Origin of the sequence: Zhongshania aliphaticivorans (assembly GCF_902705875.1) — a bacterium.
GTDB lineage: Bacteria > Pseudomonadota > Gammaproteobacteria > Pseudomonadales > Spongiibacteraceae > Spongiibacter > Spongiibacter aliphaticivorans_A.
Genome location: NZ_CACSIK010000003.1, coordinates 333,043 through 347,948 on the forward strand (window position 1 = coordinate 333,043; position 14,906 = coordinate 347,948).

A 14,906-nucleotide genomic window follows, 5' to 3' on the forward strand; every position below is an offset into this window, starting at 1 on the left:
TGCCTTTGATTACTTACGAATCGGCTTACGTGGACCTTTACGCGTACGCGCATTAGTCTTAGTACGCTGACCGCGAAGCGGCAGACCTTTACGATGACGCAGACCGCGATAGCAGCCCAGATCCAGCAAGCGTTTGATGTTCATAGAAACTACGCGACGCAAGTCACCTTCTACGGACATTTTCGCTATTTCGCCACGAAGTGCATCAAGCTGCTCTTCGGACAAAGTGCTGATTTTAGCGTCTTCAGCTATTGTAGTTTTGGCACACAACGCTTTAGCGCTAGTGCGGCCAATGCCATATATATAGGTCAACGCAATAACAGCATGCTTGTTATCTGGTATGTTGACACCTGCAATACGAGCCATTCAGGTTACTCCAATTAAGCCCAATTCTTTTTAACGCCAAACAATCACCGGAAAACGGATGACCACCGCACGAAAGGCGCAGTAGTCTACCCGCACTAAGGTTGCAAAGCAACCCCGTTACCGTATTGCTTAGCCCTGTCGCTGCTTATGACGCGGTTCAACGTTACAAATAACCCGAACCACACCTTTACGACGAACGATTTTACAGTTCCGGCAAATTGTCTTTACCGATGCACGTACTTTCATTGTGATACTCCAAACAAGCCATTTGGTTAGTGAGCGTTAGCGCGCACCACCGCCGTAATTTTTTAAGTTAGCCTTTTTCATGACAGAGTCATATTGATGAGACATCAGATGAGACTGAACTTGTGCCATGAAATCCATTACTACCACTACAACAATCAGCAATGAGGTGCCACCAAGATAAAATGGTACATTCCACATCACGACCAAAAACTGCGGCAACAAACACACACCGGCAATATACAAAGAACCAAACATGGTTAAGCGGGTTAATACACCGTCTATATAGTTCGCAGTTTGCTTACCAGGACGAATCCCAGGTAAAAATGCTCCTGAACGCTTCAGGTTATCGGCGACTTCATCAGGGTTAAACATCAACGCTGTATAGAAGAAGCAGAAAAATACTATTAATGCTGTGAAAAGCAGAATATTCAAAGGCTGACCGGGACCGATTGCCAACGCCACATCCTGCAACCACTCCATCCCCTCGCCACTTTGTCCTACCCACTGCGCAATAGACGCAGGGAATAACAAAATGGAACTTGCGAAGATAGCAGGAATAACACCAGCCATATTCACTTTCATCGGTAGATGGCTAGATTGCGCTTGGTACATTTTATTACCGCGCTGTTGCTTGGCGTAATTAACCGTGATACGCCGCTGTCCACGCTCAATAAATACCACCAAATACACAACCGCAATGGCAAGAACCAAGATTGCTAGCAAGACGAGAATGTTCAATTCACCTTGACGCGCTTGCTCTAAAGATTGACCCACAGCAGAGGGTAAACCTGCAACAATACCTGCGAAAATCAGCATGGATATACCATTACCAACACCGCGTTCAGTAAGCTGCTCACCAAGCCACATCATAAATATTGCGCCGGTAACGAGAGAAACCACAGACACAAAGTAAAAACTAAAATCAGCACTGTAAGCTAGACCCTGATTGGCAAGGCCAACTGTCATACCAGTACCCTGCAACAAGGCTAATACTACAGCCAAATACCGCGTGTACTGACTTATCTGCCGTCGTCCAGCCTCACCCTCTTTCTTCAAGGCTTCCAGCTGCGGACTTACAGCAGACATCAACTGCATAATAATAGATGCAGAGATGTAAGGCATGATACCAAGCGCCAGAATACTCATGCGCTCCAATGCACCACCAGAGAACATGTTGAACAAACCAAGAACCGTTCCTTGATTTTGATTGAACAACGCAGCGAGCTGATCCGGGTTAATCCCTGGCACAGGTATATGAGTACCAATACGATAAACAATTATTGCCAACAATAAAAAACGGAGGCGAGCCATAAGCTCGCCCATTCCGGATTCTTTTCCAGCAGTTTGTGGACTTGGCTTCGCCATTGAGTTCGCCTTATTCCTCGACTTTGCCGCCCGCTTTTTCAATAGCTTCGCGGGCACCTTTGGTTACTGCTAAACCTTTTACAGTAACGGCTTTGTTCAAATCACCAGACAGAAAGATCTTTGCGCGTTCAATGTTACTGCTAATCAAATCGGCACGCTTAAGCGCATCCAAATCAATTACATCGTCATTCACTGAGGTTAACTCAGAGGTACGAATTTGTGCAGTGACACGTGACAAACGCGAAGTAAAACCATACTTTGGCAAACGCTTTTGCAAAGGCATTTGACCGCCTTCAAAACCTGGACGCACACTACCACCTGAACGTGACTTCAGACCTTTGTGACCACGACCTGCGGTTTTACCCAAGCCACTACCGATACCACGACCAACCCGCTTACCTTCTTTAACTCTACCAGGCGCCGGGCTCAGCGTGTTTAAACGCATATCGCTCATCACTTACCCCTCAACACGTACTAAATAGTTGACCTTATTGATCATACCGCGCACCGATGGAGTATCTTCTACTTCTACAGTGTGGCGAATACGACGCAAGCCAAGACCGGCAACGCAGGCCTTGTGCGACTTTAGTCGTCCTGCAACAGAACGAACTAGTGTGACTTTAATCTTGCTCATAGCAAATCCTGCCTGTGTCTTAGCCCAAGATTTCTTCTACAGTTTTACCGCGCTTACTAGCAACGTCTTCTGGAGAGGAAACACTTTCAAGTGCTTTAATAGTTGCACGAACCACGTTTACTGGGTTTGTAGAACCGTAGCACTTAGCCAATACGTTATTAATACCGGCAATCTCCAGTACAGAACGCATCGCACCACCTGCGATGACACCAGTACCTTCAGATGCAGGCTGCATGTAGACCTTAGAGGCACCATGACGGCCTTTTACAGCGTACTGAATGGTATCACCTTTAATATCTACCTGAACCATATTGCGGCGTGCAGCTTCCATCGCTTTTTGGATCGCGACAGGCACTTCACGAGCCTTACCACGGCCAAAACCGACTTTACCACTTCCGTCGCCCACTACAGTTAATGCAGTGAAGCTAAAAATACGGCCACCTTTGACCACTTTGGCAACACGGTTTACCTGAACAAGCTTCTCTTGCAGGCCTTCTGTGTTTGCTTTGTCTTTCTGATCGTTATACGCCATCGCCTAAAACCTTAGAATTCCAAACCACCTTCACGGGCAGCATCTGCCAGCGCCTTGACTCGCCCGTGGAATTTAAATCCACTGCGATCAAAAGCGACCTTTGTCACGCCTGCGGCTTTCGCACGGTCAGCGATCAACTTGCCCACACTAGCTGCTGCAGCGACATTACCGGTCGCACCAGCACGCAAATCTTTGTCTAGCGTAGATGCACTCGCCAACACGACGTCACCAGATGCAGCAATAAGCTGTGCATACATATGACGTGGTGTGCGGTGAATGCTCAAACGTACGGCGCGTAGCTCACGCATCTTAAAGCGAGCACGGCGGGCACGACGTAATCTTGAAACTTTCTTATCGCTCATAACCTTGCCTTTACTTTTTCTTCGCTTCTTTACGACGGACGTTTTCTTCCGCGTAACGAACACCTTTACCTTTATAAGGCTCTGGTGGACGGAACGCGCGGATTTCGGCCGCTACCTTACCAAGTACCTGCTTGTCGGTACCACTCAACACAACTTCTGTTTGCGTTGGGGTCTCAACAGTTACACCTTCTGGTAAGTCATAATCAATAGGGTGCGAAAAACCCAGCACCAAGTTTATTGACTTGCCATTTGCTTTTGCACGGTAACCAACGCCATTAAGAATCAGCTTACGCTGAAAGCCTTCGCTTACCCCGACAACCATATTGTTAGTCAGTGAACGAGTTGTACCCGCCATTGCCCAACCTTCTTTCGCGCCTTCACGCGCTGAAAATACTAAAGACCCGTCTTCCTGCTTGATCTCTACTGATTTGTGCAAAGACATAACCAACGTGCCTTTTTTACCTTTCACAGAGATGTTGCTGGCGTCGAGCTTGACTTCAACCCCTGAAGGGATAGTCACTGGACTTTTCGCTACTCTTGACATGTTAAGAACTCTTTAAACCGTCGCCTTAGAAAACAGTGCAAAGCACTTCGCCGCCAACCCCGGCAGCTCGTGCTGCACGATCAGTCATTACACCATGACTGGTTGAAACAATAGCGATACCCAGCCCTGCACGTACTGATGGTAGTTCATCTTTACCTGCGTAAGCGCGGAGACCAGGGCGACTAACGCGACTGATTTCAGCGATAACTGGCTTACCCTGATGGTATTTAAGCTCTACCGTCAGTGCTGCCTTGCCACCTTGTTCATCCACCCGCGAACCGGCGACATAACCTTCATCTTCAAGTACCTTGGCAACCGATACTTTTAATTTAGATGACGGCATTGTAACAGCAGTTTTACCTGCCATCTGAGCGTTGCGGATGCGTGTTAGCATATCCGCTAAAGGGTCTTGCATGCTCATGTTTTGCTCCCGTTAAACGCCGCGGCTAATGCCAGCGACAGCAAAATTCTCAATATTACCAGCTAGCCTTAACTAAGCCTGGGACATCACCGCGCATTGCGGCTTGACGGAGCTGGTTACGGCAAAGACCAAACTTGCGGTAAACACCGTGTGGACGGCCAGTGATCTGGCAGCGACGACGCTGGCGAGAAGGACTCGCATCACGAGGCAGCTTTTGCAGTTTAACCTGCGCATCCCATTTTTCTTCGTCGCTAGCTGTTGCACTGATGATAATAGCTTTCAGTTCAGCACGCTTTGCAGCGAATTTTTCAACAGTTTGGGCACGCTTTAATTCACGCGCCTTCATAGACTGCTTTGCCATAATCCCTACCCCTTAACCTTTGAACGGAAAGTTAAACGCTTTTAAAAGCGCGCGACCTTCATCGTCATTACGAGCGGTTGTGGTTATAGTGATATCCAGACCGCGCAGTGTATCAACTTTATCGTAATCAATTTCAGGAAATATAATTTGCTCAGTAACACCCATTGCAAAATTACCACGACCATCGAATGATTTTGGGCTTACGCCTCGGAAATCTCGAACTCGTGGAATTGCAACGCTTACTAAGCGATCCAAAAATTCATACATGTGAGCGCCACGCAAAGTTACTTTGCAACCAATCGGCCAGCCATCACGGATCTTAAAGCCAGCAATTGATTTACGCGCTTTTGTTACCACCGGCTTCTGGCCCGCAATTTTTTGCAGATCAGTCAGCGCAGCTTCAAGAACTTTTTTATCACCAGCCGCTTCACCAACACCCATATTAAGAGTGATTTTAGTGATGCGAGGAACTTCCATAGGGTTAGCTAAAGACAGCTCTTCAATCAGCTTAGCCCGTAACTCGTTTTGGTATAGTTCACCTAATCGTGCCATTTTTCACTAACCCCTACGCGTCAACCGCTTCGCCGCTGGATTTAAAGATACGGGTCTTACTGCCATCTTCGGCCACTTTAAAGCCCACGCGATCCGCTTTTTTACTTGCCGGATTATAAATCGCTACATTAGAAACCTGGATCGGCGCTTCTTTCTCGACGATACCGCCAGCAACACCCAACTGTGGGTTTGGACGCTGGTGTTTCTTAATCATATTAATGCCAGACACAAGTAGCTTGTTATTGTCCATAACCTTCTGAACAACACCGCGCTTACCTTTGTCTTTTCCGGTTAAGACGATAATTTCGTCTTCACGCTTAATCTTACGCATAACCTGACCTCAGCCTTCTCTTCACACCCAGTAATTTATAGTACTTCCGGTGCCAAAGAGATAATCTTCATGAACTTCTCGCCACGCAATTCTCGCGTTACAGGCCCGAATATACGAGTGCCTATAGGCGCATTTGAATTGTTTAGCAACACTGCAGCGTTATCGTCAAACTTGATCAGTGAACCGTCACCACGACGAACACCTTTCTTAGTACGAACTACAACAGCTGTCATTACCTGACCTTTTTTCACTTTGCCGCGAGGGATTGCCTCTTTGACAGTGACTTTGATCAGATCACCGACTCGTGCGTAACGACGATGAGAGCCGCCAAGCACCTTGATGCACATAACACGGCGAGCGCCACTGTTATCTGCAACTTCTAAATAGCTTTCTGTTTGAATCATTTCTTACTCCAAACCAGTCAACAGTGCATCAAGCGATTGCACAAGGGCCGCCGGTGAAATTAAACCTGGGTAGCCGTTACATCAACACTAACCAAAGCCCAAGTTTTTAACTTAGAGACTGGACGTGTTTCGCAAACTGTCACTACATCACCAATTTTGCACTCATTCTTTTCATCATGAGCGTGAACTTTCGATGAGCGCGTAATGTACTTACCGTAAATCGGGTGTTTTACCCGACGCTCGATCAGAACAGTAACGGTTTTATCCATCTTGTCGCTGACGACTTTACCGGTAGCTGTACGAGCACTTTTTGCAACTTCTGACATTTTAATTACCTGCCTTTTCCTGGAGCACAGTTTTAACGCGTGCAATTTCCTGACGGGTTTTCTTCAGCAAATGTGTCTGCGCTAACTGGCCCGTACTCTTTTGCATGCGCAACTTGAATTGATCTTCAAGGAGCTGCACCAGTTGGGCATTCAGATCGTCAACTGACTTTTCGCGTAATTCTAAAGCATTCATCACATTACCACCCGCTTAACAAATGTGGTTGGCACAGGAATCTTTGCTGCCGCCAAGGCGAATGCTTCACGCGCCAATTCTTCAGAGACGCCTTCTACTTCATACAATACCTTGCCAGGTTGTATCAGTGCGACCCAGTACTCAACATTACCCTTACCTTTACCCTGACGAACTTCCAGAGGTTTTTCAGTAATAGGCTTATCTGGGAAAACACGAATCCAGATTTTTCCACCCCGTTTGATATGGCGAGTCATAGCACGACGTGCCGCCTCTATCTGACGAGCTGTAATACGTCCGCGACCAACAGACTTCAGGCCAAAATCACCAAAGCTGACCCGGCTACCGCGCTCTGCCAGACCACGGTTGCGACCTTTGTGTTGCTTGCGAAACTTTGTGCGCTTCGGCTGTAACATTTGCGTAACCCTTACTCTGAACCTTTCTTAGCCTTAGCTTCGACCGCTTCTTTTCTGGCTCCCAAGATTTCACCCTTGAATATCCAGACCTTGACACCAATGATGCCGTAAGTCGTAGCTGCTTCGTGTGTCGCATAATCGATATCTGCGCGCAGTGTGTGCAATGGCACACGACCTTCGCGATACCATTCAGTACGAGCAATCTCTGCTCCACCGACACGACCACTTACCTGTACCTTGATACCTTCCGCACCTTGACGAATTGCGTTTTGAACAACACGCTTCATCGCACGACGGAACATGACCCGACGCTCTAGTTGCTGAGCGACATTCATAGCCACCAACTTCGCTTCTAGATCCGGCTTGCGAATCTCTTCGATGTTGATGTGAACTGGCACACCCATTTTTACCGAAAGCTCTTTACGGAGCTTGTCGACATCTTCGCCCTTTTTACCGATAACGATACCAGGACGTGCGGTGTGAATCGTGATACGCGCGGTTTGTGCCGGACGCTCAATAACGATTCGACTTACCGATGCACTCGCTAGCTTCTTCTCAAGCAGTTCGCGAATCTCCAGATCCATTACCAAGTTATCCGCGTAGTTCTTACCGCTAGCGAACCAAACAGAATTATGCTCTTTTACGATTCCCAGCCGGATGCCGGTCGGGTGTACTTTCTGACCCATGTGGTCTCTCCTACCTAGCCTTCGCCGTCTGCAACTTTAATCGTGATATGACAAGATCTCTTAAGAATTCGATCCGCACGACCCTTTGCACGTGGACGAAGGCGCTTCATAGTAGAACCCTCATCAACGAAAATCGTGGAAACCGTTAACTCATCAACATCAGCGCCTTCATTGTGCTCAGCGTTGGCGATTGCAGAGTTAAGCACTTTCTTAATAATGCTCGCCGCTTTCTTAGAACTGAACGTCAACAGATCCAGCGATTCCTCAACGCCCTTTCCGCGTATTTGGTCAGCAACCAAACGTGCTTTCTGAGCAGAAATTCTTGCGCCTTTTAAACGTGCCGCTACTTCCATCTTAAAAGCCTCTCCCGGCGCAAGCTTAACGCTTGGCCTTTTTATCGGCCACGTGACCCTTATAGGTCCTAGTCGCGGCAAATTCACCCAATTTGTGGCCTACCATATCCTCAGTAACAATCACTGGGACATGCTGACGACCGTTATGAACAGCGATAGTCAGCGCCACCATTTCAGGCAGAATCATGGAGCGACGCGACCACGTTTTAATGGGGCGACGATCGTTTTTTTCTACCGCTACTTCAACCTTCTTCAACAAATGAAGATCGACAAACGGACCTTTCTTTAATGAACGTGGCACAAGCTTATCCTCTTTACTCTAATTGGCATCTGGCGACTTACTTGCCGCGACGACGGACAATTAGTTTGTCTGTACGCTTATTTTTACGGGTCTTATACCCTTTAGTCGGCATACCCCAAGGAGATACGGGATGACGACCACCAGAAGTACGACCTTCACCACCACCATGTGGGTGATCAACCGGGTTCATTGCCACACCGCGAACGGTAGGACGAACACCACGCCAGCGCGATGCACCCGCTTTACCCAATTTACGCAAGCTATGCTCACTATTGGACACTTCACCCAATGTTGCTCTGCATTCCGACAATACTTTACGCGTCTCACCACTGCGCAAACGAATCGTTGCGTACTGGCCGTCACGCGCAACAAGCTGAGCAGAAGTCCCCGCACTACGCGCTAATTGCGCGCCTTTACCTGGCTTCATTTCAACACAGTGAATAGTACTACCCACTGGGATATTGCGAATAGGCAGTGTATTGCCCGGCTTAATAGGTGATGACTCACCGGATACAATTTCGTCACCTGCAGCTATACCCTTAGGCGCAATTACATAGCGACGCTCGCCGTCCGCATACATTACTAAGGCAATGAAAGCAGTACGGTTAGGATCATATTCAAGACGCTCAACACGCGCAGGAATACCATCTTTATTACGCTTAAAGTCAATCAAGCGATAATGTTGCTTATGACCACCACCAACGTGACGAGTAGTGATACGGCCGTTGTTATTACGACCACCATTGCGCGACTGACTCTCAAGCAACGCCTTGTGCGGTGCACCTTTGTGCAAATCGGGGTTAACAACCCTGACGACAAAGCGACGGCCGGGAGAAGTCGGTTTACTTTTAACTATTGCCATTTGACTAAACTCCAGACTTATTCAGCGACCGCAAAGTCGATATCTTGACCCTGCGCAAGGCTAACATACGCCTTTTTCCAGTTTGACTTCTTGCTCAAACCAAAACGGTTACGCTTTACTTTGCCTTTTACATTGACTGTGCGAACACCCAACACATCAACTTTAAAAAGTTTTTCAACCGCATTTTTGATTTCAAGCTTGCTTGCACTAGGCAGCACTTTAAACACTACCTGATTACCTAGCTCAGCGCTGGCTGCACTTTTTTCAGAAACGTGCGGGCCGAGCAGTACCTTATAGATGCGCTCTGTATTCATCCCAACAGCTCCTCAAACTTTTTCAATGCAGCAACAGTAACAACCACTTTCTCGTAACCGATCAAGCTAACTGGATCAACACCATTAACGTCGCGAACATCGACATCATGAAGGTTGCGCGCTGCAAGATATAAATTACCATTTACTTCTTCAGTCACTACTAACGCACCTTTAAGGCCGTATTCACCAAGCGACTTAACTAGCAATTTTGTTTTCGGCTCACTTAAAGCAAATTCTTCAACCACAACCAAGCGCTCTTGACGAGCTAGCTCAGACAAGATCGTGCAAATAGCAGCACGATACATTTTGCGGTTTACTTTTTGACTGTGATCCTGCGGACTAGCAGCAAACGTCACACCGCCACCACGCCAAATCGGCGAGCGAATCGTTCCAGCACGAGCACGGCCCGTACCTTTTTGACGCCAAGGCTTCTTACCACCACCACTAACATCAGAACGTGTTTTTTGAGCCCGAGTACCTTGGCGCGCACCAGCCATATAGGCCACTACCACTTGATGCACCAAATCTTCGTTAAACTCACGAGCAAACGTAACGTCAGATACCTGAACCGTTCCCGCCGCAGCCCCGTTACCGGGTTTCGCAATACTTAATTCCACTGCATGGCCCCCTAGGATTTTTTAGCTTTCACAGCGGGACGCACAAACACGTCACCACCTGGAGCACCTGGAACCGCACCCTTGATTAAAATCAAGTTACGATCCGCGTCTACTCGCACGACTTCAAGAGTCTGAACTGTTACTTGCTCAGCACCCATGTGACCGGCCATCTTCTTGCCTTTCCAAACGCGACCTGGCGTCTGACACTGACCGATAGAACCGAGTACACGATGCGATAACGAGTTACCGTGAGTGGCATCTTGCATATGGAAATTCCAGCGCTTTATACCGCCCTGAAAACCCTTACCTTTAGACTGCCCAGTCACGTCAACTTTTTGACCAGCTTCGAAAACAGCAACAGTCAGCTCAGCACCTACTTCAGGGCTCACCTCACCTTGCTCCAAACGAAATTCCCACAAACCACGACCAGCCTCAACACCAGTTTTAGCAAAGTGACCTGTTTCTGCTTTAGAGATGCGTGATGCCTTACGCGCGCCAGTTGTTACCTGGATCGCACTGTAACCATCTACGTCATCCGCCTTGACACGAGTAACGCGATTAGGATCTACCTCAATCACCGTTACCGGAATAGATATGCCGTCTTCTGTAAAAACGCGCGTCATGCCGCTTTTACGACCGACCAAACCAATAGTCATTGCTCCAACCTCTCAGTGTACGGGGCTAACACCCTCTATGGCCGCGCGGTAAAGCGCGTTACACAACCCAGGGCCAGCCCCCGAGCGGGTCTGAAAATAATTCAGTATTTACATGTTTAACTAGCCGAGGCTAATTTGAACTTCTACACCAGCCGCCAAATCTAACTTCATCAATGCATCTACAGTTTTTTCTGTAGGCTCTACGATGTCCAACATGCGCTTATGGGTGCGGATCTCATACTGATCACGCGCATCCTTATTTACATGTGGAGAAACCAGCACTGTAAAACGCTCTTTGCGAGTAGGCAGAGGAATCGGGCCTCTAACCTGCGCACCAGTACGCTTTGCAGTGTCTACAATCTCTTGCGTAGACGCATCAATGAGACGGTGATCAAAAGCCTTTAAACGAATTCGAATCCGTTGATTTTGCACCTGACCAAACTCCCATCCCAAATAAATCCGAGCCCACCGCGACGTTCGCGTGAAGTAACCCGAAAAAAGGAAGCGGAATGTTAATGATATACCGAGATATTGTCAACCTAATATTTCGGATATTTCATAACAAAGCCACAACCACAACTTAATACCGCAAAGGGCATATCAAAACTGTAAGGGGGAGGCCCAAGCCTCCCCCTTACTAACCTCTTACACCGAACGGTGTATCGATCTTATTCTACGATTTTAGCAACAACGCCGGCGCCAACAGTACGGCCACCTTCACGAATTGCAAAACGCAAACCTTCTTCCATCGCGATTGGCGCAATCAATGTCACGTCCATTTTCACGTTATCACCAGGCATTACCATTTCAGTACCTTCAGGTAGCTCACAAGCACCTGTTACGTCTGTGGTACGGAAGTAGAACTGCGGACGGTAGCCTTTAAAGAATGGCGTGTGACGACCACCCTCTTCTTTGGACAACACGTACACTTCTGCTTCAAAACGAGTATGCGGAGTGATTGAACCAGGCTTAGCCAATACTTGACCACGCTCAACGTCATCACGCTTTGTACCACGCAACAACACACCTACGTTCTCACCTGCACGACCTTCGTCAAGCAGCTTGCGGAACATCTCAACACCAGTACAGGTAGTTTTTGTTGTCTCGCGGATACCAATGATGGCAATTTCATCACCGGTGCGCAGAATACCGCGCTCTACACGACCTGTTACAACAGTACCGCGACCAGAGATTGAGAATACATCTTCAATTGGCATCAAGAACGGCAGATCAACCGCACGCTCAGGCTGTGGAATGTAGGTATCCAATGCTTCAACCAATTTTGCAACGGCAGTTGTTCCTAGCTCGTTGTCGTCTTGGCCATTCAACGCCATCAGCGCAGAACCAGCAATGATTGGCGTGTCGTCGCCTGGGAATTCGTACATGTCGAGTAGCTCACGCAACTCCATTTCTACCAATTCCAACATTTCGTTGTATTCTTCGCTGCCTACGCCGCCGCAATCTTCAGCTAGCAAGTCAGCTTTGTTCAGGAAGACAACGATGTAAGGTACGCCAACCTGACGAGATAGCAGGATGTGCTCGCGCGTCTGCGGCATTGGGCCGTCAGTTGCACCACATACCAAAATAGCGCCGTCCATCTGTGCAGCACCAGTAATCATGTTCTTAACGTAGTCAGCGTGACCTGGGCAGTCGACGTGAGCATAGTGACGAACTGATGAATCATACTCAACGTGCGAGGTCGCGATAGTGATGCCGCGCTCACGCTCTTCAGGTGCGTTATCGATACCATCAAACGCGACTGCTTGACCACCAAATACTTCTGCACATACGCGCGTCAGTGCTGCAGTCAGCGTGGTTTTACCATGGTCAACGTGACCAATGGTGCCCACATTCAAATGGGGCTTATTACGTTCAAACTTCTCTTTAGCCACGGGATATTCCTCGCATAAAGGTTATTAAAAATTAAGCTCTGTTCTTAGCCATGATTTCTTCGGCAACATTACGCGGCGCCTCGAAATACTTTTCGAACTCCATCGTAAATGTTGCACGACCCTGGGTTGCACTGCGCAGATCGGTTGCATAACCAAACATCTCCGCTAACGGTACTTCTGCATCAATTACCTTTCCTGACACGCTTTCATTCATACCAAGAATAATTCCGCGACGACGATTCAAATCCCCGACCACATCCCCCATATTCTCTTCTGGGGTAACAATCTCCACCTTCATTATTGGCTCTAAAAGCACCGCACCACCAAGGTCAGCCAAACGCTTTGTCGCCATAGAGGCCGCAACTTTAAATGCCATCTCATTTGAATCGACATCATGATAAGAGCCATCATAAGCAGTTGCCTTCAAACCCAGTAACGGATAACCAGCAAGCACACCGTTCTGCATCTGCTCGGCAATCCCTTTTTCTACCGCAGGGATATATTCCTTAGGAACAACACCACCAACAATTTCACTGACAAACTCTAAACCCTCTGCATTTGCATCTTCGCCGGGCTCAAACCGTATCCACACATGACCAAACTGACCACGCCCACCAGACTGACGGACAAACTTACCCTCAATCTCACATGTATTCCTGATTGCCTCACGATAAGCAACTTGCGGCTTACCAATGTTAGCCTCAACACTGAATTCGCGACGCATGCGATCAACAAGAATATCCAAGTGAAGCTCACCCATACCGGATATAATGCACTGCCCCGATTCTTCATCGGTCTTTACGCGAAATGAAGGGTCCTCTTGGGCCAACTTACCCAGTGCGATACCCATCTTTTCTTGATCAGCCTTGGTTCTAGGCTCAACAGCAACCGAAATTACCGGCTCTGGAAACTCCATGCGCTCCAAGACAATAACGTTTGCCGGATCACATAAAGTATCACCTGTTGTAACATCCTTAAGGCCTATGGCTGCAGCAATGTCGCCCGCCAAAACCTCTTTAATCTCCTGCCTGTCATTGGCGTGCATTTGCACCATCCGACCAACACGCTCTTTCTTACCTTTAACCGAATTAACAACCGCAGTCCCACTTTCCAATTTCCCAGAATAAACCCGGAAAAATGTCAGCGTACCCACAAAAGGATCTGTCGCTATCTTGAAAGCCAAGGCAGAGAACGGCGCATTATCATCAGCTGCGCGTGTTGCAGGTGTTTCATCCTTATCATCTAGCGTGCCTTCAATCGCCTTAACTTCAGCCGGCGATGGCATGTACTCAATGACGGCATCAAGTACCGCCTGCACACCTTTATTTTTAAAAGCAGAACCGCCAAATACAGGGATAATCTCGTTCGCCAAGGTCCGCTTACGAATCCCCGCTTTGATATCCTCCTCGCTCAACTCTTCGCCTTCGAGGTATTTTTCCATAAGCTCATCACTGGATTCAGCCGCAGCCTCAACCATGAACTCACGCATATCTTTACATGTATCCAACAAGTCAGCAGGAATGTCTTCATACACGAAGGTCATACCCTGATCAGCCTCGCTCCAGATAATGGCTTTCATTTTGATCAAATCAACCACGCCGCGAAACTCGTCTTCGCTACCAATGGTCATTTGCATAGGGACAGCGTTCGCCCCCAAGCGTGTTCGCAACTGACTTATAACACGCTCAAAATCCGCACCCGCACGATCCATCTTATTAACAAAAACCATGCGCGGAACTTCATATTTATTCGCTTGACGCCAAACCGTCTCTGTTTGCGGCTGCACACCTGATGAACCACAAAGCACAACAACCGCGCCATCCAAAACCCGCAGAGAACGCTCAACTTCTATCGTGAAGTCAACGTGCCCCGGAGTATCAATGATATTAACGCGGTGCTGTTCAAACTGTTGCTGCATTCCAGCCCAAAAACAGGTTGTAGCAGCAGAAGTGATGGTAATCCCTCGCTCCTGCTCCTGCTCCATCCAGTCCATAGTCGCCGCGCCATCATGCACTTCGCCTATCTTGTGAGATAGACCAGTGTAAAAAAGCACGCGCTCAGTAGTCGTGGTCTTCCCAGCGTCAACGTGGGCACAAATACCGATATTGCGATATCTGGATATAGGAGTCTTACGCGCCACAATGTTCTCCCGAACCTGAAATCAATAACACCAAC

26 protein-coding genes are annotated in these 14,906 nt (G+C 48.0%); all 26 read right to left on the bottom strand.

The window, feature by feature from the left end; translation table 11 throughout:
* Positions 1-9: 9 nt before the first annotated feature.
* Positions 10-366 carry a 30S ribosomal protein S13 gene (gene rpsM / locus AELLOGFF_RS16615; RefSeq protein ID WP_159270109.1) on the bottom strand — a complete coding sequence of 119 codons (357 nt, stop codon included), beginning with the start codon at positions 364-366 and terminating at the stop codon, positions 10-12.
* A 129-nt stretch (positions 367-495) separates the two neighbouring features.
* Positions 496-612: a 50S ribosomal protein L36 gene (gene rpmJ / locus AELLOGFF_RS16620; protein ID WP_103684238.1), complete on the bottom strand. Its 117-nt coding sequence runs from the start codon at positions 610-612 to the stop codon at positions 496-498.
* A gap of 36 nt (positions 613-648) precedes the next feature.
* On the bottom strand, positions 649-1,977 hold the full coding sequence (gene secY / locus AELLOGFF_RS16625) for a preprotein translocase subunit SecY (protein WP_159270110.1): 1,329 nt from the start codon (positions 1,975-1,977) through the stop codon (positions 649-651).
* A 10-nt stretch (positions 1,978-1,987) separates the two neighbouring features.
* On the bottom strand, positions 1,988-2,422 hold the full coding sequence (gene rplO, locus AELLOGFF_RS16630; RefSeq protein ID WP_159270171.1) for a 50S ribosomal protein L15: 435 nt from the start codon (positions 2,420-2,422) through the stop codon (positions 1,988-1,990).
* Positions 2,423-2,434: 12 nt separating this feature from the next.
* A complete protein-coding gene (gene rpmD / locus AELLOGFF_RS16635; protein ID WP_159270111.1) occupies positions 2,435-2,611 on the bottom strand; it encodes a 50S ribosomal protein L30 in 177 nt (58 codons plus the stop codon).
* A gap of 19 nt (positions 2,612-2,630) precedes the next feature.
* Positions 2,631-3,143, bottom strand: coding sequence for a 30S ribosomal protein S5 (rpsE, locus tag AELLOGFF_RS16640; RefSeq protein WP_159270112.1), 513 nt, complete (start codon positions 3,141-3,143; stop codon positions 2,631-2,633).
* An 11-nt stretch (positions 3,144-3,154) separates the two neighbouring features.
* A complete protein-coding gene (rplR, locus tag AELLOGFF_RS16645) occupies positions 3,155-3,505 on the bottom strand; it encodes a 50S ribosomal protein L18 (RefSeq protein ID WP_103684242.1) in 351 nt (116 codons plus the stop codon).
* A 10-nt stretch (positions 3,506-3,515) separates the two neighbouring features.
* Positions 3,516-4,049 (bottom strand): 50S ribosomal protein L6, encoded by a 534-nt coding sequence (gene rplF, locus AELLOGFF_RS16650; RefSeq protein WP_159270113.1) that lies wholly within the window; start codon positions 4,047-4,049, stop codon positions 3,516-3,518.
* A gap of 25 nt (positions 4,050-4,074) precedes the next feature.
* Positions 4,075-4,470 (bottom strand): 30S ribosomal protein S8, encoded by a 396-nt coding sequence (gene rpsH / locus AELLOGFF_RS16655; protein ID WP_159270114.1) that lies wholly within the window; start codon positions 4,468-4,470, stop codon positions 4,075-4,077.
* A 55-nt stretch (positions 4,471-4,525) separates the two neighbouring features.
* Positions 4,526-4,831 carry a 30S ribosomal protein S14 gene (rpsN, locus tag AELLOGFF_RS16660; protein ID WP_159270115.1) on the bottom strand — a complete coding sequence of 102 codons (306 nt, stop codon included), beginning with the start codon at positions 4,829-4,831 and terminating at the stop codon, positions 4,526-4,528.
* A 12-nt stretch (positions 4,832-4,843) separates the two neighbouring features.
* Positions 4,844-5,383 carry a 50S ribosomal protein L5 gene (gene rplE / locus AELLOGFF_RS16665; RefSeq protein WP_159270116.1) on the bottom strand — a complete coding sequence of 180 codons (540 nt, stop codon included), beginning with the start codon at positions 5,381-5,383 and terminating at the stop codon, positions 4,844-4,846.
* Positions 5,384-5,396: 13 nt separating this feature from the next.
* A complete protein-coding gene (gene rplX, locus AELLOGFF_RS16670) occupies positions 5,397-5,714 on the bottom strand; it encodes a 50S ribosomal protein L24 (RefSeq protein WP_159240996.1) in 318 nt (105 codons plus the stop codon).
* Between the two features lie 35 nt (positions 5,715-5,749).
* Complete coding sequence (rplN, locus tag AELLOGFF_RS16675; protein WP_159270117.1) at positions 5,750-6,118, bottom strand: 50S ribosomal protein L14; 369 nt, start codon at positions 6,116-6,118, stop codon at positions 5,750-5,752.
* 59 nt (positions 6,119-6,177) lie between these two features.
* Positions 6,178-6,444 carry a 30S ribosomal protein S17 gene (gene rpsQ / locus AELLOGFF_RS16680; RefSeq protein ID WP_159270118.1) on the bottom strand — a complete coding sequence of 89 codons (267 nt, stop codon included), beginning with the start codon at positions 6,442-6,444 and terminating at the stop codon, positions 6,178-6,180.
* Position 6,445: 1 nt separating this feature from the next.
* Positions 6,446-6,637 carry a 50S ribosomal protein L29 gene (gene rpmC, locus AELLOGFF_RS16685; RefSeq protein ID WP_159270119.1) on the bottom strand — a complete coding sequence of 64 codons (192 nt, stop codon included), beginning with the start codon at positions 6,635-6,637 and terminating at the stop codon, positions 6,446-6,448.
* Positions 6,637-7,050 (bottom strand): 50S ribosomal protein L16, encoded by a 414-nt coding sequence (gene rplP / locus AELLOGFF_RS16690; RefSeq protein ID WP_159270120.1) that lies wholly within the window; start codon positions 7,048-7,050, stop codon positions 6,637-6,639. Before rplP ends, rpmC begins: the two co-directional genes overlap by 1 nt.
* An 11-nt stretch (positions 7,051-7,061) precedes the next feature.
* Positions 7,062-7,736: a 30S ribosomal protein S3 gene (gene rpsC, locus AELLOGFF_RS16695; RefSeq protein WP_159270121.1), complete on the bottom strand. Its 675-nt coding sequence runs from the start codon at positions 7,734-7,736 to the stop codon at positions 7,062-7,064.
* Positions 7,737-7,750: 14 nt separating this feature from the next.
* Entirely contained in the window at positions 7,751-8,089 is a 339-nt protein-coding gene (rplV, locus tag AELLOGFF_RS16700) for a 50S ribosomal protein L22 (protein WP_159270122.1), read from the bottom strand.
* 25 nt (positions 8,090-8,114) lie between these two features.
* A complete protein-coding gene (gene rpsS / locus AELLOGFF_RS16705) occupies positions 8,115-8,390 on the bottom strand; it encodes a 30S ribosomal protein S19 (RefSeq protein ID WP_103684254.1) in 276 nt (91 codons plus the stop codon).
* 37 nt (positions 8,391-8,427) lie between these two features.
* Complete coding sequence (rplB, locus tag AELLOGFF_RS16710; RefSeq protein ID WP_159270123.1) at positions 8,428-9,252, bottom strand: 50S ribosomal protein L2; 825 nt, start codon at positions 9,250-9,252, stop codon at positions 8,428-8,430.
* Between the two features lie 17 nt (positions 9,253-9,269).
* Complete coding sequence (rplW, locus tag AELLOGFF_RS16715; protein ID WP_159270124.1) at positions 9,270-9,566, bottom strand: 50S ribosomal protein L23; 297 nt, start codon at positions 9,564-9,566, stop codon at positions 9,270-9,272.
* Entirely contained in the window at positions 9,563-10,183 is a 621-nt protein-coding gene (gene rplD, locus AELLOGFF_RS16720; RefSeq protein ID WP_159270125.1) for a 50S ribosomal protein L4, read from the bottom strand. The genes rplW and rplD overlap by 4 nt, the downstream gene beginning before the upstream one ends.
* Before the next feature lie 11 nt (positions 10,184-10,194).
* A complete protein-coding gene (gene rplC / locus AELLOGFF_RS16725) occupies positions 10,195-10,839 on the bottom strand; it encodes a 50S ribosomal protein L3 (protein WP_159270126.1) in 645 nt (214 codons plus the stop codon).
* A gap of 120 nt (positions 10,840-10,959) precedes the next feature.
* Positions 10,960-11,271: a 30S ribosomal protein S10 gene (gene rpsJ / locus AELLOGFF_RS16730; RefSeq protein WP_103684259.1), complete on the bottom strand. Its 312-nt coding sequence runs from the start codon at positions 11,269-11,271 to the stop codon at positions 10,960-10,962.
* A 236-nt stretch (positions 11,272-11,507) separates the two neighbouring features.
* A complete protein-coding gene (gene tuf / locus AELLOGFF_RS16735) occupies positions 11,508-12,731 on the bottom strand; it encodes an elongation factor Tu (RefSeq protein WP_159270127.1) in 1,224 nt (407 codons plus the stop codon).
* Positions 12,732-12,762: 31 nt separating this feature from the next.
* On the bottom strand, positions 12,763-14,871 hold the full coding sequence (gene fusA / locus AELLOGFF_RS16740) for an elongation factor G (protein ID WP_159270128.1): 2,109 nt from the start codon (positions 14,869-14,871) through the stop codon (positions 12,763-12,765).
* Positions 14,872-14,906: the final 35 nt, after the last annotated feature.